This is a genomic window from Xanthomonas sp. WHRI 8393 (assembly GCF_040203315.1).
Taxonomy (GTDB): domain Bacteria; phylum Pseudomonadota; class Gammaproteobacteria; order Xanthomonadales; family Xanthomonadaceae; genus Xanthomonas; species Xanthomonas arboricola.
Genome location: NZ_JBEGGL010000011.1, coordinates 26523 through 52380, shown reverse-complemented (window position 1 = coordinate 52380; position 25858 = coordinate 26523). Strand labels below are relative to the sequence as shown.

Annotated in this window: 27 protein-coding genes and 2 other RNA genes; 11 read left to right on the top strand and 18 right to left on the bottom strand. The window is 67.0% G+C overall.

The window, feature by feature from the left end; all coding sequences use genetic code 11:
- Positions 1 to 483: 483 nt before the first annotated feature.
- Positions 484 to 1107, bottom strand: a complete 624-nt coding sequence (thiE, locus tag ABQ137_RS20575; RefSeq protein WP_349783467.1) for a thiamine phosphate synthase — start codon at positions 1105 to 1107, stop codon at positions 484 to 486.
- 23 nt (positions 1108 to 1130) lie between these two features.
- Between thiE and ABQ137_RS20570 the strand changes: the two genes are divergently transcribed.
- Together ABQ137_RS20570 and ABQ137_RS20565 are read left to right on the top strand one after the other, a co-directional pair.
- Entirely contained in the window at positions 1131 to 1370 is a 240-nt protein-coding gene (locus ABQ137_RS20570; RefSeq protein ID WP_024938106.1) for a rubredoxin, read from the top strand.
- 60 nt (positions 1371 to 1430) lie between these two features.
- A non-coding RNA gene (locus ABQ137_RS20565) (sX9 sRNA) lies at positions 1431 to 1506 on the top strand.
- A gap of 104 nt (positions 1507 to 1610) precedes the next feature.
- Here ABQ137_RS20565 and ABQ137_RS20560 read toward each other — a convergent pair.
- From ABQ137_RS20560 to ABQ137_RS20525, 8 genes are all read right to left on the bottom strand, one after another.
- On the bottom strand, positions 1611 to 2492 hold the full coding sequence (locus ABQ137_RS20560) for a SirB1 family protein (protein ID WP_046344164.1): 882 nt from the start codon (positions 2490 to 2492) through the stop codon (positions 1611 to 1613).
- A 40-nt stretch (positions 2493 to 2532) separates the two neighbouring features.
- Positions 2533 to 2982 carry a DUF192 domain-containing protein gene (locus ABQ137_RS20555; protein ID WP_046344162.1) on the bottom strand — a complete coding sequence of 150 codons (450 nt, stop codon included), beginning with the start codon at positions 2980 to 2982 and terminating at the stop codon, positions 2533 to 2535.
- A 163-nt stretch (positions 2983 to 3145) separates the two neighbouring features.
- Positions 3146 to 3793, bottom strand: a complete 648-nt coding sequence (rpiA, locus tag ABQ137_RS20550; RefSeq protein WP_016903557.1) for a ribose-5-phosphate isomerase RpiA — start codon at positions 3791 to 3793, stop codon at positions 3146 to 3148.
- A gap of 105 nt (positions 3794 to 3898) precedes the next feature.
- Entirely contained in the window at positions 3899 to 4369 is a 471-nt protein-coding gene (locus tag ABQ137_RS20545) for an EVE domain-containing protein (protein WP_046344161.1), read from the bottom strand.
- The gene (locus tag ABQ137_RS20540; protein WP_102580704.1) at positions 4366 to 4956 is read right to left on the bottom strand and encodes a 5-formyltetrahydrofolate cyclo-ligase; all 591 of its coding nucleotides are present in this window, start codon (positions 4954 to 4956) and stop codon (positions 4366 to 4368) included. Before ABQ137_RS20540 ends, ABQ137_RS20545 begins: the two co-directional genes overlap by 4 nt.
- A gap of 257 nt (positions 4957 to 5213) precedes the next feature.
- Positions 5214 to 5398, bottom strand: a non-coding RNA gene (gene ssrS, locus ABQ137_RS20535) — 6S RNA.
- Between the two features lie 96 nt (positions 5399 to 5494).
- A complete protein-coding gene (locus ABQ137_RS20530; protein WP_228328532.1) occupies positions 5495 to 5794 on the bottom strand; it encodes a cell division protein ZapA in 300 nt (99 codons plus the stop codon).
- Positions 5791 to 6012 carry a TIGR02449 family protein gene (locus ABQ137_RS20525; RefSeq protein ID WP_024938110.1) on the bottom strand — a complete coding sequence of 74 codons (222 nt, stop codon included), beginning with the start codon at positions 6010 to 6012 and terminating at the stop codon, positions 5791 to 5793. The genes ABQ137_RS20530 and ABQ137_RS20525 overlap by 4 nt, the downstream gene beginning before the upstream one ends.
- 236 nt (positions 6013 to 6248) lie before the next feature.
- On the opposite strand from ABQ137_RS20525, the gene ABQ137_RS20520 reads away from it, so the two are divergent.
- Positions 6249 to 6791, top strand: a complete 543-nt coding sequence (locus ABQ137_RS20520) for a YecA/YgfB family protein (RefSeq protein ID WP_024938111.1) — start codon at positions 6249 to 6251, stop codon at positions 6789 to 6791.
- Between the two features lie 13 nt (positions 6792 to 6804).
- Positions 6805 to 8145, top strand: coding sequence for an aminopeptidase P N-terminal domain-containing protein (locus tag ABQ137_RS20515; protein WP_104568028.1), 1341 nt, complete (start codon positions 6805 to 6807; stop codon positions 8143 to 8145).
- A gap of 177 nt (positions 8146 to 8322) precedes the next feature.
- Here ABQ137_RS20515 and ABQ137_RS20510 read toward each other — a convergent pair whose 3' ends face one another.
- The 8 genes from ABQ137_RS20510 to rph all read right to left on the bottom strand — a co-directional run bounded on the left by ABQ137_RS20510 (position 8323) and on the right by rph (position 16018).
- Complete coding sequence (locus tag ABQ137_RS20510; protein WP_024938113.1) at positions 8323 to 8721, bottom strand: XVIPCD domain-containing protein; 399 nt, start codon at positions 8719 to 8721, stop codon at positions 8323 to 8325.
- A gap of 28 nt (positions 8722 to 8749) precedes the next feature.
- Complete coding sequence (gene pepQ, locus ABQ137_RS20505) at positions 8750 to 10075, bottom strand: Xaa-Pro dipeptidase (protein WP_102251360.1); 1326 nt, start codon at positions 10073 to 10075, stop codon at positions 8750 to 8752.
- A 65-nt stretch (positions 10076 to 10140) separates the two neighbouring features.
- A complete protein-coding gene (locus ABQ137_RS20500) occupies positions 10141 to 10488 on the bottom strand; it encodes a PilZ domain-containing protein (protein ID WP_046344154.1) in 348 nt (115 codons plus the stop codon).
- Positions 10485 to 12911, bottom strand: a complete 2427-nt coding sequence (locus ABQ137_RS20495; protein WP_349783466.1) for a DUF1631 domain-containing protein — start codon at positions 12909 to 12911, stop codon at positions 10485 to 10487. Before ABQ137_RS20495 ends, ABQ137_RS20500 begins: the two co-directional genes overlap by 4 nt.
- A gap of 222 nt (positions 12912 to 13133) precedes the next feature.
- Positions 13134 to 14291 carry a radical SAM family heme chaperone HemW gene (gene hemW / locus ABQ137_RS20490; protein ID WP_349783465.1) on the bottom strand — a complete coding sequence of 386 codons (1158 nt, stop codon included), beginning with the start codon at positions 14289 to 14291 and terminating at the stop codon, positions 13134 to 13136.
- Between the two features lie 16 nt (positions 14292 to 14307).
- Complete coding sequence (rdgB, locus tag ABQ137_RS20485; protein WP_349777945.1) at positions 14308 to 14907, bottom strand: RdgB/HAM1 family non-canonical purine NTP pyrophosphatase; 600 nt, start codon at positions 14905 to 14907, stop codon at positions 14308 to 14310.
- Positions 14904 to 15296 (bottom strand): VOC family protein, encoded by a 393-nt coding sequence (locus ABQ137_RS20480; protein WP_016903569.1) that lies wholly within the window; start codon positions 15294 to 15296, stop codon positions 14904 to 14906. Before ABQ137_RS20480 ends, rdgB begins: the two co-directional genes overlap by 4 nt.
- Entirely contained in the window at positions 15293 to 16018 is a 726-nt protein-coding gene (gene rph / locus ABQ137_RS20475) for a ribonuclease PH (RefSeq protein ID WP_024938119.1), read from the bottom strand. Before rph ends, ABQ137_RS20480 begins: the two co-directional genes overlap by 4 nt.
- 109 nt (positions 16019 to 16127) lie before the next feature.
- Here rph and ABQ137_RS20470 point away from each other — a divergent pair, with 109 nt between their 5' ends.
- The 4 genes from ABQ137_RS20470 to ABQ137_RS20455 all read left to right on the top strand — a co-directional run bounded on the left by ABQ137_RS20470 (position 16128) and on the right by ABQ137_RS20455 (position 20477).
- Positions 16128 to 16988: a YicC/YloC family endoribonuclease gene (locus ABQ137_RS20470; RefSeq protein WP_046344146.1), complete on the top strand. Its 861-nt coding sequence runs from the start codon at positions 16128 to 16130 to the stop codon at positions 16986 to 16988.
- Between the two features lie 151 nt (positions 16989 to 17139).
- Entirely contained in the window at positions 17140 to 17751 is a 612-nt protein-coding gene (gmk, locus tag ABQ137_RS20465) for a guanylate kinase (protein ID WP_016903572.1), read from the top strand.
- A gap of 127 nt (positions 17752 to 17878) precedes the next feature.
- Positions 17879 to 18178, top strand: coding sequence for a DNA-directed RNA polymerase subunit omega (gene rpoZ / locus ABQ137_RS20460; protein WP_002812428.1), 300 nt, complete (start codon positions 17879 to 17881; stop codon positions 18176 to 18178).
- A gap of 127 nt (positions 18179 to 18305) precedes the next feature.
- On the top strand, positions 18306 to 20477 hold the full coding sequence (locus tag ABQ137_RS20455) for a RelA/SpoT family protein (protein ID WP_349783464.1): 2172 nt from the start codon (positions 18306 to 18308) through the stop codon (positions 20475 to 20477).
- A 212-nt stretch (positions 20478 to 20689) separates the two neighbouring features.
- Here ABQ137_RS20455 and ABQ137_RS20450 read toward each other — a convergent pair whose 3' ends face one another.
- Complete coding sequence (locus tag ABQ137_RS20450; protein ID WP_349783463.1) at positions 20690 to 21559, bottom strand: LysR family transcriptional regulator; 870 nt, start codon at positions 21557 to 21559, stop codon at positions 20690 to 20692.
- A 296-nt stretch (positions 21560 to 21855) separates the two neighbouring features.
- On the opposite strand from ABQ137_RS20450, the gene kdgD reads away from it, so the two are divergent.
- The 3 genes from kdgD to ABQ137_RS20435 all read left to right on the top strand — a co-directional run bounded on the left by kdgD (position 21856) and on the right by ABQ137_RS20435 (position 25849).
- Positions 21856 to 22773, top strand: coding sequence for a 5-dehydro-4-deoxyglucarate dehydratase (gene kdgD, locus ABQ137_RS20445; RefSeq protein WP_104568037.1), 918 nt, complete (start codon positions 21856 to 21858; stop codon positions 22771 to 22773).
- Positions 22773 to 24353 (top strand): aldehyde dehydrogenase (NADP(+)), encoded by a 1581-nt coding sequence (locus ABQ137_RS20440; protein WP_046344128.1) that lies wholly within the window; start codon positions 22773 to 22775, stop codon positions 24351 to 24353. The genes kdgD and ABQ137_RS20440 overlap by 1 nt, the downstream gene beginning before the upstream one ends.
- A gap of 116 nt (positions 24354 to 24469) precedes the next feature.
- Entirely contained in the window at positions 24470 to 25849 is a 1380-nt protein-coding gene (locus ABQ137_RS20435) for an MFS transporter (protein ID WP_046344127.1), read from the top strand.
- Positions 25850 to 25858 lie beyond the last annotated feature (9 nt).

Sequence of the window (25858 nt, the reverse complement as noted above, 5' to 3'; positions counted from 1 at the left end):
AGTACGTCCCTGTAGGCTCTTACGCGGCATCCATGCCGCGTAAGGTCCCGCGACGGTGGGCGGGCAAGGACCAGTCGGGAGGGTTGGTGCGCCTGGTTAAGAACAGAGCATGACGCGCGTTGTTCGGATGACGTCGCGTCCGAAACCCCGTTGCAGTTCGAGCAACAGGCAGGCTTTAGGCATGCACCCTACGACTTTCTGAGCATCTCACGCAGGTCTGGCGACAAGCAGGTTCTTCACCTGGCCACCGACCAATCTCCCGGTGCGGTGTCCTTGCCGATTGCGGGGCACTTGGCGGCGTGGATGCCGCCAAGCAGCCTCCACGGACGGATTCACGGCGTGTTCCGCGAGCGCTGAGGGCAGCGCGCGCTCGACCCACCGAGCTTTTGACTGCATCCAATAAACGACGCTTCGACTCGAGTCTCGGTCTCTTGCGTCTTCGCTTGCGCGTGTTGCGGGTAACGTCTGTCGTCTGCCGCCACGCTAGCGTGCAAACCCGGTCCGATATGCCTGCACTGCCGCGAGCGGGTCCGGCGCGGCGTACACGCCGCTGACCACTGCAATCAACTCGGCACCTGCAGCCACCAAGCCGGGCACCTGCGCAGCCGCGATGCCACCGATCGCCACGCGCGGCACTCCCAGCGCTGCGGCTTGCTGCAGCAACGCCGGCGTTGCGCGACGTGTGGTCACCTTGGTGGTGGTCGGGAAGAACGCGCCGAAGGCCACGTAGCTGGCGCCGGCCGCGACCGCTGCGCGCGCGCGCGCAATCTCGTCGTAGCACGACACCCCGATGATGGCCTGTTCGCCCAACAGCGCACGTGCGGCCGCCGCCTCGCCATCGTCTTCGCCCAGGTGCACGCCCTGCGCGCCCACCTGTCGTGCCAGCTGCGCATCGTCGTTGATGATCAACGGCACGGCGTGCGCGGCGCAGGCCTGACGCAGCGCGCTGGCCTGTTCCAGGCGCAGCGCCGCGGTGGCCTGCTTGTTGCGGTACTGCAGCCAGGTGACAGCGGGCAGCAGCGGCAAGGTGCGCGCGATCAGGCGTGCGGTGTCGGGTTCGTCGGGCGTGATGAGGTAGACGCCGCGGGCGTTGTGCAGGTCGGACATGGCAGCGCTTCCGGAAGCGGTGGGTGGGATGGGACAATGCAGCCCCACCGTTGCGTGACCGCGATTATCCGATGAGCGAGACATCCACGACCACCTACCGCACCTGGATGTGCGTCGTCTGCGGGTTTCTCTACCACGAGGCCGACGGCATCCCCGAAGAAGGCATCGCCCCGGGCACCGCCTGGCAGGACGTTCCCGACACCTGGACCTGCCCGGATTGCGGCGTGACCAAGGACGACTTCGAGATGGTCGAGATCGACTGAGAGCGGCTAACAAAACTACTGCGCCGCCGTCAGGCGGGCGCTGCGGTGCGCGGGATCGGCATGTACCACTCGTACACTCCGGCTCTGAGCGCGCCGTCCGCACCACCTGACGACCGCTCGCTACGTTTTATTCGCCGCTCTAGTGCCTCGGCGGCGCAGCTGGATCGCTGCGTTTTTCGCGCCACAACATCGCCGGCACAGGTTCGCATGGTGCTGGCGAGGGCCTTGCAGGCTGTGTTTTCAGTGCGCGCGCGCGCGCTGACTGTTCAGCTCGACCAGATGCTCGTGCAGATTGGCCGCGTCCTGCGCACTGGGATTGAGCTGCAGATAACGCGACAGATCGTGGCGTGCGCCATTGCGGTGTCCCAGGTGCAGATAGGCCATGCCGCGATCGCGTAACGCCTCGGGCTGGTCCGGCACCAGCTTCAGGATGCGGTCGGCACTGCGCGCGGCGCGGTCCCAGTGCTCGGCATCGGCGTAGACGCCGTGCAGATTGCGCAGAATGCGGATCAGGATCGCGCGATGCGGTGCGGGGTCGAGGATCTGCGCCAAGGCGCGGTCGTCGGGGATCTCGCCACCCAGGTGCGGACGCGCGCGCTCGCGCAGCTCGTCCACGCCCAACGGGCGGCCGCCGTTGAACGGGTCCATGACCAGCACGCCGTCGTCCACCGGCAAACGCACCAGGAAATGCCCGGGAAACGACACGCCCGCCAGCGGAATGCCCAGCCGGCGCGCCACTTCGATCTGCACCATCGCCAGCGAGATCGGGTTGCCCAGGCGGCGTTCGAAGACCTGGTTGAGGTAGCTGTTGCGCGGGTCGTAGTACTCGTCGTGATTGCCCGAATAGCCCAGCTCGTCGAACAGGTAGCGATTGACCGCGGCCATCTTCAGCGGCCACAGGTCGATCGCCTCCACCTCGCGGCGCAGATGCTCGACGTGGCTTTGCACCAGCGTGTCGTACAGCTCGGCGTCCAGCTGCGGATACTCGTCGCGCGCGATCAGCAGCGCGGTGGACATCAACGGCACTGCGTCGTCGTCCAGGCTGGCGAGCGCGGTCCAATGGGGAAGTGGGAGCATGTCGACCATGCTGCCAAGAGTGTCGGCAAGCGGCGCGTGGTTCAAGTCCGGTACTTCCTGACAGGAAGGGCCTGTCGCGTGAGATTCACTTGAGCTTTGGGATGTCCGGGCTCAGGGTCAGGCTGGCGCCGTCCTGCAGGTTGAGCCTGGCGGCCTGGCCGGCATTGAGTTCCAGCACGTAACGGGCCGGGCGCTTGCTGGGGTAGGGCGGGCAGGCGTCGCCGGCCGAACACGGCGGCACGTCGCGCTGCTGCGAGACCAGCCGGCGCTCATTGTCGAAATACAGGATATCCAGCGCGATCTTGGTGTTCTTCATCCAGTACGCCAGCGGTTCCTGGCGGTCGTGGACGAACAGCATGCCGTGATCGTCCGCCATGGCATCGCGAAACATCAGGCCTTTGGCGCGGTCGGCATCGTTCTGCGCCAGCTCCACCTGGTAGCGCGTGCCGGCCAGTTCCACCCAGCTGCCGCCGCTGCTGGCGCAGCCGCTGAGCAGGATCAACAACGCAAGGGCGAGGAAGCAAAGACGGCGCATGCGGCATACCAGTGGGCGGGGATGCCGCACCATCTGCCAAGCGGCCGCGTGCGTCAAGCCGCTGTGGTGCGGCGTACCGTCATCGCAGGTGACAGGAGTCCGGCCCGCTGTCGCTTCGCAACGCGGGCCGCAACTGCGTATGCGCGTGCTTGCACGCGATCGCTCAGATCACCCGCGGCGGCTCGCCACCGACAATCACCACATCGGCCGGGCGACGCGCGAACAGGCCCACGCAGACCACGCCGGGAATCTGGTTCAGGCTGCGCTCCAGCGCCACCGGGTCGGTGATCTGCAGGTTGTGCACGTCCAGCACCACGTTGCCGTTGTCGGTGACCACGCCATCGCGCCATACCGGCTGACCGCCGGTGAGCGCCAGGATCTGGCGGGCCACCAGGCTGCGCGCCATCGGAATCACTTCCACCGGCAGCGGGAACTTGCCCAGCACCGGCACCTGCTTGCTCGGGTCGACGATGCAGATGAAGCGCTCGCTGGCTTCGGCAATGATCTTCTCGCGCGTCAACGCCGCGCCGCCGCCCTTGATCAGGCAACGGTTCGGGTCGCACTCGTCGGCACCATCCACATACAGCGACAGATTGCCGGTGTGGTTGAGATCCAGCACCTCGATGCCATGGCGCCTGAGCTGCGCGCTGCTCTGCTCGGAGCTGGACACCGCCCCCTTGATGCGGTGGCTGATGCGGCCCAAGGCATCGATGAAGTAGGCCACCGTCGAACCGGTACCGACCCCGACGATCATGCCGTCTTCCACGTAATCGATTGCTTTTTCGGCGGCCAGGCGTTTTGCTTCGGACATTTTGGGGCTCGGGATTGGGGAATCGGGAATCGGGATTGGGGAATCGCAAGAGCGGCTGGGCTGAGCGGGATTTGCAAATCGCAAATCCCGAATCTCTACTCCCGGCTACTCCATCGCCAGCAACAATTTCCACTGCGCGGCGGTCACCGGCAGGATCGACAGGCGGTTGCCGCGGGCGATCAGCGGGAAGCCTTCGCCCAGTGCGTCGGCCTGCTGCTTGATTTCGTCCAGTGCGATCGTGCGCGTGAGCTTGCGCTCGAAGGCCACGTCCACCAGCATCCAGCGCGGATCTTCGCGGGTGGCCTTGGGGTCGTGGTAGTCGGATTTGGGATCGAACTGGGTGTCGTCCGGATACGCCGCGCTGGCGACCTTGGCGACGCCGACAATGCCCGGCACTTTGCAGTTGGAGTGGTAAAACAACACCCCATCGCCGACATGCATGCCGTCGCGCATGAAGTTGCGTGCCTGGTAGTTGCGCACGCCGTTCCACGGTTCGGTGCCGACGCGTTCCAGATCATCGATGGAAAACGTGTCCGGCTCGGACTTCATCAACCAGTAGCGCTTGCGGGCAGTCATACGGAAACGGCGTCGTCTTTCAGGAAGGTGGCGTGTTCGGTGCAGATCGCATCCACCGCCACGTCCCAGGATTCGGTGGGCAGGGCGGGTAGCTGCTGCGCGGCGAAGCCGACGCCGACCAGCCAGGGCGGCGGCGTCTGGCGGTGCCGGAACGCGAAGCTCCGATCATACCAGCCGCCTCCCATGCCCAGCCGCCGGCACTGCGCGTCGAAGCCGGTCAACGGCGTCACCACCAGCGCCATCTCCTCGGGTGCGAGCAGCGCGGTGCGCGCCACGTCCGGCTCGGGGATGCCGTAGCGGTTGCTGACCAGCCCCTGGCCCGGCCGCCACGGCGCAAAGCGCAGGACGCGCCCGTCCAGCACCGGCAGGCAATAGCGCACGCCGGCCGGCAGGCTCAGTTGCCAGCGATGCAGCGCGATTTCGCCATCCATCGCCCAGTACCCGGCCACCGCGCCGGTCTGCGGCGCGAACGGCAGCGCCAGCAGGCGCTCGGCCAGCGCATCCGCGGCTGCCAGGCGCTGCGCTGCGGGCAGGCTGCGGCGCAGCGCGCGCAACTGCTGGCGCAAGGCGTCTCGGTCGTCGGTCATGGCGTCTCGCAGCGATAGGCGGAGGGATATTGTCGATGGCGTGGACGCGCCTGCCTAGCTGCGTGTGTCCCACCGATCGCCGGTGCCGGCAAGTCTCTCGCCTGTCGCTGAGCGCGTGCGTGCAGCACTGGCAACGTTGCGGCGCACGCACGCATGTCTTGGCGTAGTCATTACAACAGCGGCGCCGCCGAACTGCGCGTGCCGTGCGTTTCAGACACGCAAAAAGAAACGGCGCCCGAAGGCGCCGTTTCAGATTTGCATTCTCCGCCGTGAACGATGCGGGCGAAACGACCTTGAACCCGGGGTTCAAGTGGGGACGTTGTGAGGCCATCGGGCTTCCCGCTACAAGGCGGACTTGCACTCCCGGCTTCGTCGCGCCCCCGTGGTCGTAATTAAGGGACAAGGCGAATGTTTTGCACGCTGTCGTTTACAGCAGAGAACGCAGGTGAAGTATAGACCTCTGCTGCGCGATGGCTAGCCCATTCGTCGGCCGGCGCAATTGAAAGTTCATATTTGCGACGACAGTGCGAACTGCACCTCAACGCGGCGTGTCGGGCACGCTGTCCAGGCGGCGATTCAAGCTGTCCAGCGTGTTGGCCAGTTCACGGTCGTACAACGCTTGCTGATCGCGCAGCTGCTGCAATTCGTGCGCCAGATTGAGTGCGGCCAGCACCGCAACGCGGTCCACCGCTGCCATGCGATTGCTGCCGCGAATCTCGCGCATGCGCAGATCCAGCAGGCGCGCCGCAGCGGTGAGGCTCTCGCGTTCGTCGGCGGTGACGCCAACGGTGTATTCACGATCCAGAATACGCACGCTGACCGGCTCGTTGTTGCTCACGTGTGCTGCTCCAGAGATTTCAACCGCACGATCATCGCTTCCACGCGCGAGCGCGCCTGTTCGTTTTTGGTCAGCAATTGCGCACGCTCGCCGATCAACTGTTCCTGCTGGTGACGCAGGCTGCGGTTCTCGTCGGTCAACCGCTGGCTGCGCTCGACCAGGGCCTCCACACGGGCGGCAAGTGCGCGGATCTGGGCGAGGGCAGCGGCGTTGTCCATACGCTCACGATAGGGGCGCGTGCGCGCGGCGGTCAAGCGCCCGATCGCAGCCCGCTTACCCGCCGTCAGGCCAATCCCGACAAGGGCTTGCACCGCGCCCGGCGCGGCCGGCGCCACGCGCGCGGACCCCGTAGGGAACGCGCCGCTGGCGGCCGACGCGGGGTGCCTTGATACACTGGGAAGTCAAATCGCCGGCCCATGCGCCGGCACCTCCTGTTCCCAGCCTGGATGACCCGATGGATCTGCCCGATGTAACCGCTGTGCAAAACGAAAGTCGCCAGCTGGAGTTGGCTTCCTCCGCAGCGGAGTTGCATGGCGGGCTGTGCGGGTGGCTCTCCGGCGGCGGTGCCGACAGCGGCGACTGGCTGGCGCGCATCCTGGCCGACACCGCGCAGGTGGCACCCAGGCAGGGCGGGGCGCTGGACCAGATGCGGCAGGCCACGGTGGCGCAGCTGGAAGACCGCGATTTCGCCTTCGAACTGCTGCTGATCGATGACGGCGCACCGCTGGCGGCGCGTACCGATGCCTTGTTCGACTGGTGTCGTGCCTTTCTGGGTGGCTTCGGCCTGGCGGCGCAGCAGCGCCCGGCACTGACCGAAGAGGGCGAAGAGGCGCTGCAGGACCTGGCGCGGCTGGCGCAGGCGTCCAGCGACGATTTCGATGCGGCCGACGAAGACGACACCGCCCTGGCGGAGATCGAGGAGTTCGTGCGCGTGGCGGTGCTGTTGCTGCATGGCGACTGCGTGATGGGGCCGCGCTTCCGCCAACGTCTGAACTGACCGCACGACCGCCATGAAAAAACTCACCGGGATCGGCGCGGCCGAGTACGCGCGTCGGCGCAAGCAGCTGATGCAGATGGCCGGCGATCAGGCCATCCTGATCCTGCCGGCGGCGCCCGAGCGGGTGCGCAGCCACGACACCCACTACCCGTATCGGCAGGATTCGGATTTCTGGTATCTGAGCGGCTTCCCGGAGCCGGAAGCGGTGCTGGTGCTGGTGCCGGGCCGCAAGCATGGCGAGGCGATCCTGTTCTGCCGCGAGCGCGATGCCGAGCGTGAGGCCTGGGATGGCCCGCGCGAGGGCCAGGAAGGCGCGGTGGAGCGCTACGGCATGGACGATGCGTACCCCATCGACGATGTCGACGAGATCCTGCCGGGCCTGCTGGAAGGGCGCAGCCGCGTCTATTACCACTTCGGGCGCGATGTCGACTTCGACCTCAAGCTGATCGGCTGGCTCAAGCGCGTGCGCGAGCAGGTGCGCCACGGCGCGCAGCCGCCGCACGAATTCCTCGAGCTCGGGCATCTGCTGCACGAGCAGCGGCTGTTCAAGTCGCGCGACGAAATCGCCTTGATGCAGCACGCCGCCGACATCAGCGTGCGCGCGCATCGCGCCGCCATGCGGCTGGCGCGGCCGGGTGTGCACGAGTACGAACTGCAGGCCGAGGTGGAGTGCGCGTTCCGCGCCGCCGATGCGTGGCCGGCGTACGGCAGCATCGTCGGCACCGGCAGCAATGCCTGCGTGCTGCACTACCGCGCCAACAATGCGCGCAGCCGCGATGGCGAACTGGTGCTGATCGATGCCGGCGCCGAGTACCGCGGCTACGCGGCCGATATCACCCGCACCTTTCCGGTCAACGGCCGTTTCACCCCGGCGCAGCGTGCGCTGCACGATCTGGTCGGCGCTGCGCAGGCTGCCGCGCTGGCGCAGGCGCGCCCTGGCGTGCCCTACGAAGCCGGGCATCTGGCCGCGGTGCAGACCCTGACCGAGGGGCTGCTGCAGCTGGGCCTGCTCAAGGGCAAGCTGGAGCGCAATATCGCCGACGGCCATTACAAGCGCTTCTATCGGCACAAGACCGGCCACTGGCTGGGGCTGGATGTGCACGATGTGGGCGACTACCGGTTGGCTGGCGACTCGCGTCTGCTCGAGCCCGGCATGGTGTTCACCATCGAGCCGGGACTCTATATCTCCGCCGACGACACCACGGTGGAGGCCAGGTGGCGCGGCATCGGCATCCGCACCGAAGACAATGTGCTGATCACCGCCGACGGCCATCGGGTGCTGACCGATGCGCTGGCGCGCAGCGCCGACGAGATCGAAGCGGAGATGGCGGACCGCGACGCGTTGCACGCATAGCGCGGTCATGCCGCAATGAGCCGTCCTGGTCTGGATCGGTGCATTGCCTTGCGAGCCACACGCGCATTACCGGCTTGGTTGAGATTGCGCGGCGTATCCGGCTGAGGGCGGCGGCGCTCGGGCCGCGCCGGGCGCCTTGCAGGCATGAGGCGCCCGGCCGTTGTGCTGCGGGCCGTTCTACTGGCCCAGCTGGGGCGTCTGGGTGCGTTCGGGCTGCTGGACCTGTTCGCCTGGCGTCGCCAGTTGCTGTGCGCGTGCGAACGACTGCGCTTCCGGCGTGCTCAATGCCTGCTCGGTCTTCATGTGTGCGCGCAGATGCGCCGGGTTGGCCGGGTCGCCCTGCACCACGAACACGTTTTCGCCACCGTGTACGCCGCGATTGTTGGCCTCGCTCATCAGCACATGATCCACGCGCGACAGGCCGCCTTCCTTGGCCAGCGGCAACAGGGCGGCGCTGAGCCGGTCGCTGGTCTGGTCGGGTGTGCGTCCATGTGCCGCATCGATTGCATGCACGCCGCGCTGGATCTGTTGATACATCGGATGGTCGGGGTGCGAGGACTGGCGTGGATCGTTCATGGCAATGCTCCTTGCGGTGCGGAAGGATTCAAGGGGCGGCAAACACCGGGCGGGTCAGGTTTTCGGGCGCGCCATCGGTGCACACCACCTCGTCTTCGATACGGATGCCGCCGTAGGGTTTGAACTGCGCAACGCGCGCCCAGTCGACGCTGGCGGCGTGGCCGTTCTTCTTCACTTCGTCCAGCAGCATGTCGATGAAGTACACGCCCGGTTCGATGGTGACCACCATGCCCGCTTCCAGCACGCGGGTCAGCCGCAGATACGGGTGGCCGGCGGGGCGCTCGATGCGGCCGCCGCGGTCGCTGGCCGCAAAGCCTGCCACGTCGTGCACCTGCAGGCCGATCAGATGGCCCAGCCCGTGCGGGAAGAATGCGGCGCTGACGCCGGTGGCGAGCGCAGCTTCCGGCGACACGGTGAGGATGCCGAAGTCCTTGAGGATGCCCATCAGGGCCAGATGCGCATCCACGTGCAACTGCTTGTAATCCACGCCGCTGCGCACGCCCTGGCCCATGCGGATCTGTGCGGCATCCACCGCATCGATCAGGGCCTGGAATTCGCTGCCGGGGTCGGCGGCGTAGGTGCGAGTGATGTCGCTGGCATAGCCGTAGGCGGAAGCACCGGCATCGATCAGGAAGCTGCGCAGCGGCTGCGGCGGCTGCTGGCCGAGTTCGGTGTAGTGCAGCACCGCGCCGTGCTCGTTGAGCGCGATGATGTTGCCGTAGGGCAGTTCGTTGGCGTCCTGACCGACGGCGGCGCAGTAGGCCATATGGATGCCGAACTCGCTCTGGCCGGCGCGGAAGGCCGCCTCGGCGGCGCGATGGCCGCGCACTGCCAGCTGCTGGGCGATGCGCAGCAAGGCCAGTTCGTACGGCGTCTTGAACGCGCGCTGGTAGTCCAGATAATCGAGCACCGGCTGCGGATTGTTGGGCACATACGCACCGAGCGCGCTCTGCGCCTCGCCCAGGATGGCGCAACGGTCGATCTGCCTGGGCAGCAGCGCCAGGGCCTGGTCCGGGGTGCGGATGATGTGGATGTCGCAGTGCTCCACCCACCAGCCGCTGGGCGCCTCGGGCACCACATGCCAATAGTCCAACGGCTGGCAGAAGATCAGCATTGGGCGCTTGCCCGGGGTGTAGACCAGCCAGCTGTTGGGCACCCGCGTCAGCGGCACCCAGGCCTTGAACTGCGGATTGACCGCGTAGGGATAGTCGCGGTCGTCGAACACCTGGTAATGCAGGCTGCCGCTGGGCACCACCAGGTGGTCGAAGCCGCCGCGCTGCAGCGCCTCGTCGGCGCGCGCGGTCAGCGTGCGCAGGTGGTCGGAATACAGGTGGCTCAAGGACGGCTGGGGCATGCGGGGCTCGATCGGCGATGCAAGGACAGGTCGCGATTTTGCCGTAATCGTGGTGATGCTGTCCTTCAGCCCAGCATGTGTTCTTCGGCGATCCAGGCGCGCAGGCGTTGGCGATGCGGCTCGGACATGGTCAGGAAGCGGAAGCCGGCCCAGGCCTGTCCGGGTGCGTGCGCGGCTTCGCTCCACAACAGATGCACACCGACATCGATCTCGGTGGCACGGCCGATGCGCTCGGGCAGGCTGAAGCGCAATTGATACAGGGCGTCGTCATGCAGCGGAACCGAGGCCAGCAGCAGCATGCCGGTTTCCGAGACATTGCCGACCCGGCCAATCTGCGCCTCGCTGAGCATGTCGGTCACCGGTATCAGGTCGGACGGCTGGCGGCGCGGTGCGCGGCGGGTGTCCTGGATCATGGGTTGACCTCTGCAATGGGCGCCTGACCGGCCAGGCTGCGCAGCGTGCGCACGGTGGCATGCCAGGCGCGGTCGATCAGCCGCGATTTCTCTTCGACCAGCAGGCGTGCCTGGCCACCGGCCATCAGCCGCGACAGGCCATCCAGCGAGTGCTCGGCGACCTTTTGCCCACGTTGATTGACGAACAGCGCGTTGCCGGTCATCGGGCTGTACCAGGACAGCCGTTGCCGACGTAGGTCGCCCTGCTGGTTGATCACGAACTCGAACCAGCTGCCGAACGGCAGGCTGCGCAGCTGCGTGTAGCAGGCCTCTTCGGCCGGCGAACGCGGGCCGGCGATGTCCTTGCGCGGCGTGCTGTCGCCCTGGTCGCCCAGCCGCGTGCGCGCCTTGAGCCTGGTGGCGAGCTCGGTGCGCGAGGTCGTCTCGTCCTCGCCGCCGGGCGTGGACAGGCGCCGCGCGATCGCCGCCGCTTCATCGTGGTGATAGCCGACCTGCAGCAGCGCGGTTTCGATCTCGCTGCCGAGCGCGATGTCGGCAGGTTGCCCCTTGCTGCGGCAGGTGACTTCGGCAATGCGCGCAGTCAGGGCCTGGCGCTCGTCCCATTCGGGCGATTGCTCGCCCTGGCGCAGCAGCGTCAGCGTCAGCACGTCCGACCATGCCTGACGCAGCAGCGCCTGCACGAAGCGCGGCGGGACGCTCTGCTCGCACAGCTGCTCGATGCGCGCCTCGGCCTGCTGCTTGGCCGACTCCAGCCGCTCCTTGCCGCGCGCCGCATCCACATGGCGGCGCTCGGCGAGGTCGGCCTTGCGCGCCAAGGCGCGCAGATGCGCCTGGATATCGGCGTTGGCTGCGGCGAATACGGCCTCGTCGCCCTGGTAGTCGTTGACGATCCGGTCCACCGCGCTGCCCAGCTTGTGCAGCAACTGCGGGTCGACATCGTCGTCGCCCAGCCAGACCGCGCCGGACTCGGCCACGGTGTTGAGCAATTCGCGCACCGGGTGCTGGTCGCGCACGAAGAAATGCGTATCGGCCAAGGCCGCGCGCACCACCGGCACCTGCAACTTGGCGAGCAGGGCCTGCGCCGGGGTCTGCTCGCGCACTTCGCGTTGCATCTGCGCGTAGAGCAGGCCGAGCAGGTCGAAGGTGTCGGTGTCCTGCGGCGACAGCGCGGCGTCGGGGCCGTGTTGCGCCCGCAGCAACGCCAGCAGCTGGCGCTGCACCGCATCGATGCCGGTCGGCTGCGCCGCTGCCGCTGCCTGTGCCGCCAGCGTGCCCTGCAGGCTGGCCAGTGCGTCGCTGACGGCGGCCTTGGGCACGGCCGAGGAGGCGAGCCGGGGAGATGCTTTTTCGGGTGTTGCCTGGGCGCTGCTTGCAGGCGCTGCGCCGTGATCTGCAGAGCTTTGATTCGCCGCTGCGCCTACGTTGCCCGCCGCCTGCGACCGGCGCGCTGACGACATCAGGCCGCCGAGCGCCTGCACTGCATCGCTCAGGGCAGGTGCTGCCTGCTCACCGTCGGTCGCCGCTGCCAGTGTCATCGGCATGGCGGGCGGATCCAGCAGGGCGCTCTGCCACGGTGTCGGTGCCGATTGACCGCTCCAGCCAGTTGCAGGCCGCCCGTTGCGCGGCGGCAGCGCGCGCGCGCTGGCGGCCGCAGCATCCTTCGGTGCGGTGGCTGCTGCAGGCGGTGCGCGCCGCGTCTGCACCTGGGTGGGCTTGACCAGGTAAGGGTGATAGATCAGCCCCGGCAGGATGCCTTCCTGCGCGAGCGTGCCGTTGGCGCGCTCGTACAGATCGTTCAAACGCTCGATGACCTGACGCTCGAACACGCGGTACAGCGTCAGCTGCCCGTCCAGGCTCAGTCCCAGCGTTTCGCCGCACTGGCGCAGCACGCGGCACAGGGCGTACGGGCCCAGCGGCACTGCCTCCAGTTCGAACTCGGCCACCGCGCCGATCACCGCCACCCGCTGCGCCAGCAATTGCAGCGCATCGGCGCGGCGGGAGGTTTCGCGGCGCGCAATCTCGCTGAGCACGATATCGCGATCGATATCGGTGTCCTCCACCAGGGTGAGCATCTGCGGATGCGCTGAGGCATCGGCTGCTGGCATCAGCGACGGGCGATCGCGCAGCGTGGCCAGGTCCTGCGCCAGCTGCTGCAGGAACGCCTGCGGAAACCGATCGATGTGGTCGCGCAGGTCACGTGTCTGCGCATAGGTTTCGGCCTGGATCTGGCTGTTGCGGGCATGCTCGGCCTGATGCAGCAGCTCGCGTTCCAGCTCGACGATGGTCAGCCGCAGCGGCCCGCTGAGCGCCTGCACGCAATGCGCATGCAGCGCGGCGAGCAGGCGCCGTCCGCGCGCGGAAACCGGTGCATCGGCGATCGGGCCGCTGAGCGTGTGCTGCAGGGAGGAGGCGGGAGTGGACATCCGGGGGAGGCGGGCTCGGTGCGAGGCGTGAGCTATGTAGCATGTTTTTCCGCCGGGCAGCGACCAGGCGGGCGCAGGACGCGCCTCGCCAGCTACGGTCGCCACCCTGATGCGGATGGCGCGCGTGGCGCGGCTCGCTGGATCCGCGCGCCAGTGATGTCGCGTGCGCTACCGATCACGGCGCGGCGTGCTGGCTGCTGTGCCGCGCCGTGATCGCCGCGATCAGCCCAGAAACAGCTCGACCACGTCATTGGTGAAGCGGCGGCCCAGCTCGGTCGGCACCACGCGTCCGTCCTGCGCGGTCATCCAGCCTTGTGCAATCGCGCGCGCCACAGGCAACTCGATGACCGAGGCGGCCAGGCCGGTGGAGACTTCGAAGTCGCGCAGGGAGAAGCCCTCGTGCAGGCGCAGCAGGTTGAGCATGTATTCGAACGGCAGCCGCTCACGCGGCACGATCTCGTCGCCGCCGATCGACGCCGCGCTGCCGGCGCTGGCCAGGTAACTCTGCGGATGCTTGTGCTTCCAGCGTCGCAGCACATGCTGTTCGGCGCCGGAGCTGATCTTGCCGTGCGCCCCGGCGCCGATGCCCAGGTAATCGCCGAAGCGCCAGTAATTGAGATTGTGCGCGCATTGCCGCCCGGGCCTGGCGTAGGCGCTCACTTCGTACTGCGCGTAGCCGGCCTCGGCCAGCAGGCGCTGGCAATGCTCCTGCATGTCCCAGGCCGCATCGTCGTCGGGAATGCCCTTGGGCGGCCGCGCGAAGAACACCGTGTTCGGCTCCAGCGTGAGCTGGTAATGCGACATGTGGGTGGGCTGCAGCGCAAAGGCGCGTTCGAGATCGCGCTCGGCCTGCGCCAGGGTCTGCTCGGGCAGCGCGTACATCAGGTCGATATTGAAATTGTCGTAGCCGGCATCCTGCGCCAGCTTGATCGCACGCTCGGCCTCGGCACTGTCGTGGATGCGACCCAGCCGCTGCAGCGCTACATCGTCGAAGGTCTGCACGCCGAAGCTCAGGCGGTTCACGCCGGCGGCGCGATAGCCGTCGAAGCGGCCATGTTCGGCGGTGCCTGGATTGGTTTCCAGGGTGATCTCCAGATTCGGTGCAAAGCGCAGCCGCGCGGCGGCGGCTTGCAGGAATCTGTCGATGGCTTCGGGCGGAAACAGGCTCGGCGTGCCGCCGCCGAAAAACACCGAATGCACCACGCGCCCCCACACCAGCGGCAGATCCGCATCCAGGTCGCGGATCAACGCATCCACGTAGTCCTCGAACGGCAGCACGCCCTTGGCCGCATGCGAGTTGAAATCGCAGTACGGGCATTTGCGCACGCACCAGGGCAGGTGCACGTAAAGCGACAGCGGCGGTGGAATCAGGTCGGGCACTGCGTCAGGCCATGGTTCACAGCGACAGGGCGTGCAGCTTGTGCTGCAGCGTGGCCAGCGCCACCGCACGGTGACTCAGCCGGTTCTTCAGCGCGGTATCCATCTCCGCAGCGGTCAGGCCATGCAGCGGATCCAGGAACACCGGGTTGTAGCCAAAGCCGCCGGTGCCGCGTGGTTCGGTGGTGATCACCCCTTCCCAGCTGCCTTCGGCGATCAGCGGTTGCGGATCTTCCGGGTGACGCAGCAGCACGATCACCGCGTAAAACCGCGCGCTGCGGCGCTCGGCCGGCACGGCGCGCATGGCGTCGAGCAGCTTGGCGTTGTTGGCCTGCGCATCGGTCGGGCTGCCGGCATAGCGGGCGCTGTACAGGCCCGGTGCGCCGCCGAGCGCATCGACGATCAGGCCGGAGTCGTCGGCCAGTGCCGGCAGGCCGGTGACCGCGCTGGCATGGCGTGCCTTGATCAAGGCGTTCTCGACGAAGGTCAGGCCGGTTTCCGGCACATCGTCCACGCCGAGCTCGCCTTGCTCCACGATGCGCAGTGGCAGGTCGGCGAGCATGGCGCGCAGTTCTTCCAGCTTGCCGGCGTTGCCGCTGGCCAGGACCAGTTGTTTCATTGCTTGGGCTCCAGCAGGTCCCACTTGGTGCCGTACAGATCGCGGAACACCACGACCGTGCCGTACGGTTCCTCGCGCGGGGTTTCCAAGAATTCCACCCCGAACGCCTGCATCGCCGCGTGGTCGCGCCAGAAGTCGTCGGTGTAGAGAAAATGATCCACCCGCCCCCCGGTCTGGTCGCCGATGCGCGCGCGCTGGGCGGCGTCGGCCGGCTGCGCGAGCAGCAAGCCGGCGTCCTGCGCGCTGCCCGGGCCGATCACCACCCAGCGCTTGCCGTCGCCAAGTGCGCGATCCTCCAGCACCTGGAAGCCCAGCGCGCCGGTGTACCAGGCGATCGCCGCGTCGTAATCGGCGACCAACAGGGTGGTCAGGGCGATGCGCCTGCTCATCCGGCCAGTGCAGCGCGTTGCAGGGCGAACAGTTCGCTCATGCCTTGTTCGGCGAGTGCGAGCAGTGCATTGAGTTCGTCGCGGCGGAAGGCGTGGCCTTCGGCAGTGCCTTGCAGCTCGATGAAGCCGCCGCCGTCATTCATCACCACATTCATGTCGGTGTCGCAGTCGCTGTCTTCGGGGTAGTCCAGATCCAGCACCGGCTCGCCGCGATAGATGCCCACCGACACTGCGGCCACGGCGCCGATCAGCGGGTGCTTCTTGATGTCGCCGCGCTTGAGCAGCAGGTTCACCGCATCGGCCAGCGCCACGTAGGCGCCGGTGATTGCGGCGGTGCGGGTGCCGCCATCGGCCTGCAGCACGTCGCAGTCCAGGGTGATGGTGCGCTCGCCCAGGGCATTGCGATCCACGCAGGCGCGCAGTGCGCGGCCGATCAGGCGCTGGATTTCCAGCGTGCGTCCGCCCTGCTTGCCACGTGCGGCTTCGCGATCGGAACGGGTGTGGGTGGAGCGCGGCAGCATGCCGTATTCGGCGGTCACCCAGCCTTCGCCCTTGCCGCGCAGGAATCCGGGGACGCGGTTTTCCACGCTGGCGGTGCACAGCACGCGGGTGTCGCCGAAGCTGACCAGCACCGAGCCTTCGGCGTGACGGGTGAAGGCGCGTTCGATGCGCACCGGGCGCAGCTGGTCGGCCGTGCGGCCGCTGGGACGGGAAAAGGTCATGCGATGAGTCCGGAAGTCGGGAGGTGGGTCTGGGTCGGCGCGTGGCGGGGCGGTCAGCCAGCGCGGGCCGCTAGGGTACCATTCGCGCTTTGAAGGCACGGGACTGACGATGATTCGAAGCATGACCGCGTTTGCTGGTGGCGAACGCATCACGCCCTGGGGCACGCTCGGTTGCGAGCTGCGCTCGGTCAACCATCGGTTTCTGGAAGTGGGCGTGCGCCTGCCCGAAGAACTGCGTGCGCTGGAGCCGCTGCTGCGCGAGCGCGTGGCGGCGAAAAATAGCCGCGGCAAGCTGGATCTGGCGCTGCGCCTGCGCGCGCCGGACAACGCGCAGACCCTGGCCGTGAACGAATCGCTGCTGCAGGAACTGGGCGCACTGGCCACGCGCCTTGACGGCATGTTCCCCAAGCTGCAGGTCGGCTTCACCGATCTGCTGCAGCTGCCCGGCGTGCTGCAGGTGCAGGACGTGGACGCACCGGCATTGCAGGCGCAGGCCCTGGCATTGCTGGATGAGGTGGTGGACAGTTTCGTCGCCGCGCGCGAGCGCGAAGGCGCCAAGCTGGCCGATGCGATCAGCGAGCGGGTCGATGCGATCGAACGTATCGCCGCCGAGGTGCGTACGCTGATTCCCGTCATCCGCGAAGGGCAGCGTGCCAAGCTGGCCGCCCGCCTGGCCGATCTGCCGCATCCGGTCGATCCCGGTCGCGCCGAGCAGGAACTGGTGCTGTGGCTGCAGAAGCTGGACGTGGACGAAGAGCTCGACCGCCTGTCCAGCCACATCGCCGAGATCCGCCGCGTGCTCAGGCAGCGCGAGCCGGTCGGCCGCCGCCTGGACTTCCTGCTGCAGGAATTCAACCGCGAAGCCAATACGCTCGGCTCCAAGTCGGTGGACAGCCGCACCTCCAACGCCGCGGTGGATCTGAAGGTGCTGATCGACCAGATCCGCGAGCAGGTGCAGAACATCGAGTAGCCGGGAGTGGTGATTGGGGATTCGGGATTGGTCGACGGCCATCCCGGGTTTCAGCGGGGCGCGGCCAATACCGGTAGCATATCGACCCCGGTGGTACCGGTCCGCAGCCCGTTCGCGAATCCCGACTCCCCAAGCCCGAATCCCTGACCCTATGCGCGGCACCCTCTATATCGTTGCGGCCCCTTCCGGCGCCGGCAAGAGCAGCATCGTCAACGCCACCCTGGCGCGTGATCCCAAGATCGCCTTGTCGATCTCGTTCACCTCGCGCGCGCCGCGGCCGGGCGAACGGCATGCCGAGCACTACCATTTCGTCTCCGCCGACGAGTTCCAGGGCATGATCGAAGCCGGCGACTTCTTCGAATACGCGCTGGTGCATGGCGACTGGAAGGGCACCGCGCGGCAGTCGGTGGAGCCGCAGCTGGCCGCCGGTCACGACGTGCTGCTGGAGATCGACTGGCAGGGCGCGCGCCAGGTGCGCCAGAAGGTGCCCGACGCGGTCAGCGTGTTCATCCTGCCGCCGTCGCGCCAGGCGCTGGACGAGCGCATGCGCAAGCGCGGCCAGGACAGCGAGGACGTGATGGCGCAGCGTCTGGCCGCTGCCCGCGAAGAGATGCTGCATTTCGAGGAGTTCGATTACGTCATCATCAACGAGACCTTCGACACCGCGGTCTCGGAGATGTGCGCGATCTTCACCGCCAGCCGGCTGCGCCGGCAGGCGCAACAGCAGCGGCACGCGGCGTTGATCCGGGCCTTGCTGGACTGAGCTGCTCAAATCCCTGATTCCAAAGGAAACTGAATGGGCCCAGGTTGCCGTGACGGCGGCCCGGGCGTACACTCCGCCCCCTTTCCCTCATTCGATGCGCGGCCGTTGCTGGTCGCCGGGAGCCCGCATGGCCCGCATTACCGTAGAAGATTGCCTGGAAGTCGTGAACAACCGTTTCGAGCTGGTCATGATGGCGTCCAAGCGCGCCCGTCAGCTCGCCAACGGCGTGCAGCCGTTGATCGAAAATGCCGACGCCAGCGACAAGCCCACCGTGATGGCACTGCGCGAGATCGCCGCACGCCGGATCGACAACGCGCTGATCGACGAAGTCGAGAAGGCCGAGCGCGAGCGCGCCGAACGCGAAGCGCTGGAATGGGCCGCTGCCGAAGTCGTTGCCGACGAAGACATGTCCAAGAACGACGATTGATCGTTCGCATCGCTGCGATCGATCTGAACAGCCCGCCACGCGCGGGCTGTTTTCGTTTCAGGCCCGCTTTGGTGCCTGCAGTGTGCAAACGTTTGCCGTGACTGCGTTGCTGGCATAGTCTTCCGGCATGAACCCAGGCCCCACTGCCCAGGCGACCGTCGTGACGTCTCCGTCTTCCGACCAGGCCATCCCCGACTACGTCCTGCACTTCGAACACGCAGCCAGCTACCTTCCCAAGGAGCAGCTGCCGATCCTGCGCCGTGCCTGGGAAGTGGGCGCCAGCGCGCATGCCGGCCAGACCCGCAAGTCGGGCGAGCCGTACATCACCCATCCGGTCGCGGTGGCCGGCGTACTCGCCGAGCTCGGCCTGGACATGGAATCGCTGATCGCCGCGATCCTGCACGACACCATCGAAGACACCCCGCTGACCCGCGAAGAGCTGGCGTCGGAATTCGGTGAAGCGGTGGCCGAGCTGGTCGATGGCGTCACCAAGCTGGACAAGCTCAAGTTCCGCGACCGCCAGGAAGCGGCGGCGGAGAGCTTCCGCAAGATGCTGCTGGCGATGTCGCGCGACCTGCGCGTGATCATGATCAAGCTGGCCGACCGCCTGCACAACATGCGCACGCTGGGCGCGCAGAGCAGCGAGGCGCGCAGCCGCATCGCGCGCGAAACGCTGGAAATCTACGCGCCGATCGCCCAGCGCCTGGGCATGAGCCTGATCAAGTCCGAGCTGCAGAACCTGGGCTTCCGCGCGCTGTATCCGTGGCGTCATGCCATCATCGAAAAACATATCCGCAGCCAGCCGGTGGTGCGGCGCGAATCGATGGCGCAGGTGGAAGTGCAGCTGTCGCAGCGGCTGGCCAAGGAAGGGCTGGAGCACCGCCTGGTCAGCCGCATCAAGACGCCCTGGAGCATCTATTCCAAGATGCACGAAGAGAACAAGTCCTTCGACCAGGTGATGGATGTGTTCGGCTTCCGCCTGGTGGTGCGTTCGGTGGCCGATTGCTATCACGCGCTGGGCGCGGTGCATGCCACCTTCAAGCCGCTGGACGGGCGCTTCCGCGATTTCATCGCCATCCCCAAGGCCAACGGCTATCAGTCGCTGCACACCGTGTTGTTTGGCCCGTATGGCTCGCCTATCGAAGTGCAGATCCGCACCGAGGAGATGGACCTGATCGCCGAACGCGGGGTGGCTGCGCACTGGACCTACAAGGTCGGCTCGGCCTCGCCCAATAGCGCGCAGAGCCGCGCGCACGACTGGATCGTGGAGCTGATCGATTCGCAACGCGCGGCGGGCTCGTCGCTGGAGTTCCTGGACAACGTCAAGGTCGACCTGTTCCCGGACGAGGTCTATCTGTTCACGCCCAAGGGCAAGATCCTGGCGCTGCCGCGCAACTCCACCGCGCTGGATTTCGCCTATGCGGTGCACACCGACGTGGGCAACCGCGCGGTCGCCTCGCGGGTGGACAAGAAGCTGGTGCCGCTACGCACCAAGCTGGTCAGCGGGCAGGCGGTGGAAATCATCACCGCGCGCTCGGCCACGCCCAAGCCGCAGTGGCTGGAGTTTGTGGTCAGCAGCAAGGCGCGTACCGCGATCCGCCACCAGCTCAAGCAGCTCGAACACGAAGACGCCGTGCAGCTCGGCCACCGCATGCTCGATCGCGCGCTGGAAGCGATGGACAGCTCGCTGGAGCGGCTGCCCAAGGGCCGCCTGGACGCCTTCCTCACCGAGCACCGCTATCCACGCCTGGAAGCCTTGCTGGCCGACGTGGCGCTGGGCAACTGGATGCCGACCCAGGCCGCGCAGGCGCTGATGGCCTACGCCGAATTGCGCGGTGGCGGCCACTCCAAGCATTCGCACGAAAAGATCCTGATCGACGGCAGCGAGCGCGGCGTGATCAGCTTCGCCAACTGTTGCCAGCCGATTCCCGGCGACGAAATCATGGGTTACCACACCGCCGGCAAGGGCATCGTGGTGCACCGTCTGGACTGCCCCAACCTGGCCGAGCTACGCAAATCGCCCGAACGCTGGGTGCCGATCGACTGGGATTCCAGCGTCAGTGGCGACTACGACACCGCCTTGATCGTCGAGGTGGAAAACCGCACCGGCGTGCTGGCCCAGCTGGCTGCGGCGATTGCGCAGAGCCAGTCCAATATCGAGCGCGTGGATTACCTGGACCGCGATTTCAACGCCGCGGTGCTGCGCTTCAACATCCAGGTCCGCGACCGACGCCATCTGGCCGAAGTGATGCGCCGGCTGCGGCGCCTGCATGTGGTGCAGAGCGTGGGGCGGCAGTAGAAGCGGCGAGCAGACCGTGGCGAGCAGTCGTCAGGTGGCTGTCGGCGTCGCGCTCAAAGCAGGCGTGTACGCGTGGTCCATGCCGCACCGGGCACCGGTCGCACCCGCCCGGCGGTGCGCAGTCGTGTTGCCAGTTGCTTCGAATCCGGTCCCCGCGTTGGACAGTGGCTGCGCTGCCGTGCGTCTGTGACAGCGCACGCGCCTTGCCCGGCTCAGGCGATCAAACGACCCAGCGCAGGGTTGTCGTTATCCTGTTTCCACACCAGGTGCAGCTCCACCGGCGTGGCAGGGGTTTCCTCGCGCAGCGGCAGGTACACGATGCCGGCGTAACGCAGGCCGCTGGCGCCTTCGGGCACCAGCGCCATGCCCATGCCGCCGCGTACCAGCGCCAGCACCGAATGAATCTGGCTGACGTATTGCACCGAGCGCGGCGCGATGCCGCGCGCACCGAACAATTGCGCCAGCAGATCGTAGAAATAACGCGCCTCGTCCGGTGCGTAATTGACCAGCGGCTGGCCGTGGAAATCCTGCAGACGCAGGCTGTCGCGGTGCGCCAGCGGCGAGTCCTCCGGCAGCGCGGCGATCAGTGGTTCGCGTGCCACGCAGCGGCTGTGCAGGCCCTGGCGTTGGATCGGCGGGCGCAACAGGCCGATATCCAGCCGGCCTGCATCCAGTGCGTCCAGTTGCGCCAGGCTGACCATCTCCTTGAGTTGCAGATCCACATCCGGCGCTTGCCTGCGCCACCGCGCGATGGCCTCGGGCAGGAAGCGGTAACTGGCACCTGCGGTGAAACCCACCAACACGTTACCGGCATCGCCGGTGCCGATCCGGCGCGCGCGCAGGCCGGCGTTTTCGGCCATGCGCAGGATCGCGCGCGCTTCGGCAAGCAGGCTGCGCCCGGCCTGGGTCAGCCGCACATGCCGGCTGTTGCGCTCTAGCAGCGCGGTGCCGACGCTGTGCTCCAGCAACTGAATCTGCCGGCTGAGCGGCGGCTGGGTCATGTTCAGGCGCTCGGCCGCGCGACGGAAGTGCAGTTCGTCGGCGACGGCGACAAAGCAACGCAGTTGCTGCAGATCGAACATGGGGGACGGGCCTCGCATGGCAAAACAGGTGAATTGATGCTGCACCCGCAACATCCCTCCGCCGCCAGCGCCGATGAATAGGCGCTGCCGTGCCCGCAACCGCGCTGGCGGGCGTCGCCGGCCATAATTACGCAGTTTCGAAAAAGCGTTGCAAAGCAGCCATTTGCGGCGCACTACATCGATTGATGATGCTATTGATTCAACTTGTGTATCAAACAATACGTCCTTTGGTTTGGACCGGCAACGATCTGCGTTTCTAGGATCAACCGCATCCCCCGCCCAGGAGCGTTTGTCCGATGAGCAGCAGATACACCCCTTCTGAAATGGCCCAAGCGCTTGGCGCCGGGCTGTTGTCGTTTCCGGTGACCCATTTCGACGCCGACCTGGCCTTTGATGAATCCGCCTACCGCAGCAATCTGGACTGGCTGTCCTCGCACCCGGCCGCCGGGCTGTTTGCCGCCGGCGGCACCGGCGAGCTGTTTTCGCTGACGCTGGATGAAGTGAATCGCGCCGTGCGAGCAGCGGTGACCCAGACCGCCGGCCGCATGCCGGTCATCGCACCGGCCGGTTACGGCACCGCGATCGCCATGGAGATGGCGCAGGCTGCCGAGCGCAATGCTGCCGACGGCATCCTGCTGTTTCCGCCGTACCTCACCGAGTGCGATGCCGATGGCGTGGCCGACCATGTCGAGCGCGTCTGCAAGGCGACCAGGCTGGGCGTGATCGTCTACGGCCGCGCCAACGCCAAGCTCGACGACGTGACGCTGGCGCGGGTGGCCGAGCGTTGCCCCAACCTGGTGGGCTACAAGGACGGCATCGGCGATGTGGATCGCATGACCCGCATCTACGCACGCCTTGGCGACCGATTGCTCTACGTGGGCGGACTGCCCACCGCCGAAACCTTCGCGCTGCCGTATCTGGAAATGGGCGTGACCACGTATTCGTCGGCCATCTTCAATTTCCTGCCCGAGTGGGCGCTGACGTTTTATGCAGCGGTGCGTGCGCGCGACCACGTCACCATCTACCGCGAGCTCAATGACTTCGTGTTGCCGTACACCGTGCTGCGTAATCGCCGCGCCGGTTATGCGGTGTCGATCGTCAAGGCCGGCATGCGCGCGGTCGGCCGCCCGGCCGGTCCGGTCCGCACGCCGCTGGCCGACCTCAACGAGGACGAATTCGCCCAGCTCAAGCAACTGATTGGAGGACGCCGCTGATGCACAGCATCACGGGCCAATCGCTGATCGGGCAGCGCGACGTGCGCGGCGCAGGGGAGGAATTTCATGCGCTGGATGCGGCCAGCGGTGCGGCATTGCAGCCGGCATTCGGCTCGGTGAGCGCACAGGATCTGGAACAGGCCTGTGCGTTGGCGCGGGCGGCGTTCGATCGTTACCGCGAAACGACGCTGGACGCGCGCGCAGTCTTCCTGGAAACCATCGCCGAGCAGATCCTGGCATTGGGCGATGCCTTGATCGAACGCGCCATGCACGAAAGCGGCCTGCCGCGCCCGCGCCTGGAAGGCGAGCGGGGGCGCACGGTGGGGCAGCTGCGCCTGTTCGCCAACGTGGTGCGCGAAGGAAGCTGGCTGCAGGCGCGGATCGACCCGGCGCTGCCGCAACGCACGCCATTGCCGCGTGCGGATCTGCGGCAGCGGCATATCGCGCTGGGGCCGGTGGCGGTGTTCGGTGCCAGTAATTTCCCGCTGGCATTCTCGGTGGCCGGTGGCGATACCGCCTCGGCACTGGCGGCCGGCTGCCCGGTGGTGGTCAAGGCGCACAGCGCGCATCCGGGGACTTCGGAATTGGTGGGCCGTGCGATCCAGGCGGCGGTGGCGCAATGCGGCCTGCCCGAGGGCGTGTTCTCACTGCTGTTCGACGCCGGCATCGAGATCGGTGCACGACTGGTCGCCGACGCGCGCATCAAGGCGGTGGGTTTCACCGGCTCGCGGGCCGGCGGCATGGCGCTGGTCAAGATTGCCGCCGCACGCCGCGAGCCGATTCCGGTGTATGCGGAGATGAGCGCGATCAATCCGGTGTATCTGTTGCCGCAGGCGCTGCAGGCGCGCGCATCGGATCTGGGCAAAGCGTTCGTCGGCTCGCTGACCCTGGGCAGCGGGCAGTTCTGCACCAATCCCGGCTTGCTGCTGGCGATCGATTCGCCGGCGCTGGATGCATTTGTCGCATCCGCAACGCAAACGCTGCAGGCCGTGTCGCCGGCAGCGATGCTCACCGCAGGCATTGGCCAGGCCTACGCGCAAGGCGTGCAGCGTCTGGCCGCGCACCCGCAGGTCAGCACGCTGGCACGCGGCGCTGCGGCGGACGCCGGGCGCTGTCCGGCGGCGTTGTTCGGCACCGACGCCGATGCCTTCCTGGCCGATGAAGCGCTGCAGGCCGAAGTCTTCGGCGCCTCGTCGCTGCTGGTGCGTTGCAGGGACATCGAACAGCTGCGTGCGCTGAGCGAGCACCTAGAAGGCCAGCTCACCGCCACCTTGCACATGGAGGTGGGCGATACCGAACTGGCCGCCGCATTGCTGCCGGTGCTGGAGCGCAAGGCCGGACGCATCCTGGTCAACGACTGGCCCACCGGTGTGGAGGTCTGCCACGCGATGGTGCACGGCGGCCCGTTCCCGGCCACCTCCGACAGCCGCAGCACCTCGGTCGGCACGCTGGCGATCGATCGCTTCCTGCGCCCGGTCTGCTACCAGGATCTGCCGGCTGCGCTGTTGCCTGCCGCCGTCGCGCACGACAACCCGCTCGGGCTATGGCGACGCGTCGATGGCGCGCTGGGACACGACTGACGGCTGCCGCAGCAACGATGCCTGAGGCGTGCCGGAGGAGGGTCCGGTACGCCATCTGCAGGCGCAACGTGGAGTACCGAAGCGCAGTGCGCTTCCATCGTCATAGGTGAGGAACGATGATGGCTATCGATTCAAAAACGGTCGGTTCAACGACGGTTCCGCGCAGGCGCTACCTGATCTTGCTGATGCTGTTCGTGGTCACCACGATCAACTATGCCGATCGCGCCACCTTGTCCATCGCCGGTTCCGCGGTCCAGGATGCGCTGGGCATCGACGCGCTGCAGATGGGCTTCATTTTTTCTGCGTTCGGTTGGGCATATGTGGCCGGGCAGATTCCCGGCGGCTGGTTGCTCGATCGCTTTGGCTCGCGGCGCGTGTACGGCCTGTCGCTGCTGATCTGGTCGCTGTTCACCGCCTTGCAGGGCTTTATCGACTGGGTGCCGGTGACCTGGGCGGTCACCACGCTGTTCGTGCTGCGCTTTCTGGTCGGCATCGCCGAAGCGCCGTCGTTCCCGGGCAATAGCCGCATCGTGGCGGCCTGGTTTCCCACTGCAGAGCGCGGTCTGGCTGCGTCGATCTTCAATTCCGCGCAGTACTTCGCCACGGTGGCGTTCGCGCCGTTGATGGGCTGGCTGGTGCATGCCTGGGGCTGGGAGCATGTGTTTCTGGTGATGGGCGCGGCTGGCGTGTTGCTGGCGCTGGTGTGGCGCAAGACCATCTATGCCCCGCGCGAACATCCGCGCCTGAGCGCGCAGGAACTGGACTACATCCAGCGCAACGGCGCGCTGGTGGACATGGAGCAGGGCAACAAGCCCGGCCGCCAGCCCAAGGGCACGCAATGGCATTACGCCAAGCAGTTGTTGTGCAACCGCATGTTGCTGGGCGTGTACATCGGCCAGTACTGCATCACCACGCTGACGTATTTCTTCCTGACCTGGTTTCCGGTGTATCTGGTCAAGGAGCGCGGCATGTCGATCCTGGAAGCCGGATTTGTGGCCTCGTTGCCGGCGGTGTGCGGTTTCATCGGTGGCGTGCTGGGTGGCTATGTGTCCGACCGCATGGTGCGGCGCGGCTACTCGCTCACCGTCGCGCGCAAGACGCCGATCGTTGTCGGCATGTTGATGTCGGTGACGATGATCGGCTGCAACTATGTGCAGGCCGAATGGATGGTGGTCGGGCTGATGGCGCTGGCCTTCTTCGGCAAGGGCATCGGCGCACTCGGCTGGGCGGTGGTGGCCGACACCTCGCCCAAGGAAATCGCCGGCCTGTCCGGTGGCCTGTTCAATACCTTCGGCAATATCGCCGGCATCACCACGCCGATCGTCATCGGCTACATCGTCTCCACCACCGGCACCTTCGAGTGGGCGCTGGTCTTCGTCGGGCTCAATGCCTTGCTGGCGGTGGTGTCCTATCTGGTGGTGGTGGGCGAAATCAAGCGCGTGGAACTCAAGGCGCCGCCCGGCGGCCCGTCCATGCCCGTGCCCGCAACGCTGTGACCGTCCTGG

What these genes read in the sequence shown, in the direction of transcription:
- thiE (WP_349783467.1), bottom strand. Translation starts at nt 1,107, where the DNA reads ATGTCCGACCTGCACAACGCCCGCGGCGTCTACCTCATCACGCCCGAC.
- ABQ137_RS20555 (WP_046344162.1), bottom strand. Translation starts at nt 2,982, where the DNA reads ATGCGCCGTCTTTGCTTCCTCGCCCTTGCGTTGTTGATCCTGCTCAGC.
- rpiA (WP_016903557.1), bottom strand. Translation starts at nt 3,793, where the DNA reads ATGTCCGAAGCAAAACGCCTGGCCGCCGAAAAAGCAATCGATTACGTG.
- ABQ137_RS20545 (WP_046344161.1), bottom strand. Translation starts at nt 4,369, where the DNA reads ATGACTGCCCGCAAGCGCTACTGGTTGATGAAGTCCGAGCCGGACACG.
- ABQ137_RS20540 (WP_102580704.1), bottom strand. Translation starts at nt 4,956, where the DNA reads ATGACCGACGACCGAGACGCCTTGCGCCAGCAGTTGCGCGCGCTGCGC.
- ABQ137_RS20525 (WP_024938110.1), bottom strand. Translation starts at nt 6,012, where the DNA reads ATGGACAACGCCGCTGCCCTCGCCCAGATCCGCGCACTTGCCGCCCGT.
- ABQ137_RS20520 (WP_024938111.1), top strand. Translation starts at nt 6,249, where the DNA reads ATGGATCTGCCCGATGTAACCGCTGTGCAAAACGAAAGTCGCCAGCTG.
- ABQ137_RS20515 (WP_104568028.1), top strand. Translation starts at nt 6,805, where the DNA reads ATGAAAAAACTCACCGGGATCGGCGCGGCCGAGTACGCGCGTCGGCGC.
- ABQ137_RS20510 (WP_024938113.1), bottom strand. Translation starts at nt 8,721, where the DNA reads ATGAACGATCCACGCCAGTCCTCGCACCCCGACCATCCGATGTATCAA.
- pepQ (WP_102251360.1), bottom strand. Translation starts at nt 10,075, where the DNA reads ATGCCCCAGCCGTCCTTGAGCCACCTGTATTCCGACCACCTGCGCACG.
- ABQ137_RS20500 (WP_046344154.1), bottom strand. Translation starts at nt 10,488, where the DNA reads ATGATCCAGGACACCCGCCGCGCACCGCGCCGCCAGCCGTCCGACCTG.
- ABQ137_RS20495 (WP_349783466.1), bottom strand. Translation starts at nt 12,911, where the DNA reads ATGTCCACTCCCGCCTCCTCCCTGCAGCACACGCTCAGCGGCCCGATC.
- rdgB (WP_349777945.1), bottom strand. Translation starts at nt 14,907, where the DNA reads ATGAAACAACTGGTCCTGGCCAGCGGCAACGCCGGCAAGCTGGAAGAA.
- ABQ137_RS20480 (WP_016903569.1), bottom strand. Translation starts at nt 15,296, where the DNA reads ATGAGCAGGCGCATCGCCCTGACCACCCTGTTGGTCGCCGATTACGAC.
- rph (WP_024938119.1), bottom strand. Translation starts at nt 16,018, where the DNA reads ATGACCTTTTCCCGTCCCAGCGGCCGCACGGCCGACCAGCTGCGCCCG.
- ABQ137_RS20470 (WP_046344146.1), top strand. Translation starts at nt 16,128, where the DNA reads ATGATTCGAAGCATGACCGCGTTTGCTGGTGGCGAACGCATCACGCCC.
- gmk (WP_016903572.1), top strand. Translation starts at nt 17,140, where the DNA reads ATGCGCGGCACCCTCTATATCGTTGCGGCCCCTTCCGGCGCCGGCAAG.
- rpoZ (WP_002812428.1), top strand. Translation starts at nt 17,879, where the DNA reads ATGGCCCGCATTACCGTAGAAGATTGCCTGGAAGTCGTGAACAACCGT.
- ABQ137_RS20455 (WP_349783464.1), top strand. Translation starts at nt 18,306, where the DNA reads ATGAACCCAGGCCCCACTGCCCAGGCGACCGTCGTGACGTCTCCGTCT.
- ABQ137_RS20450 (WP_349783463.1), bottom strand. Translation starts at nt 21,559, where the DNA reads ATGTTCGATCTGCAGCAACTGCGTTGCTTTGTCGCCGTCGCCGACGAA.
- kdgD (WP_104568037.1), top strand. Translation starts at nt 21,856, where the DNA reads ATGAGCAGCAGATACACCCCTTCTGAAATGGCCCAAGCGCTTGGCGCC.
- ABQ137_RS20440 (WP_046344128.1), top strand. Translation starts at nt 22,773, where the DNA reads ATGCACAGCATCACGGGCCAATCGCTGATCGGGCAGCGCGACGTGCGC.
- ABQ137_RS20435 (WP_046344127.1), top strand. Translation starts at nt 24,470, where the DNA reads ATGATGGCTATCGATTCAAAAACGGTCGGTTCAACGACGGTTCCGCGC.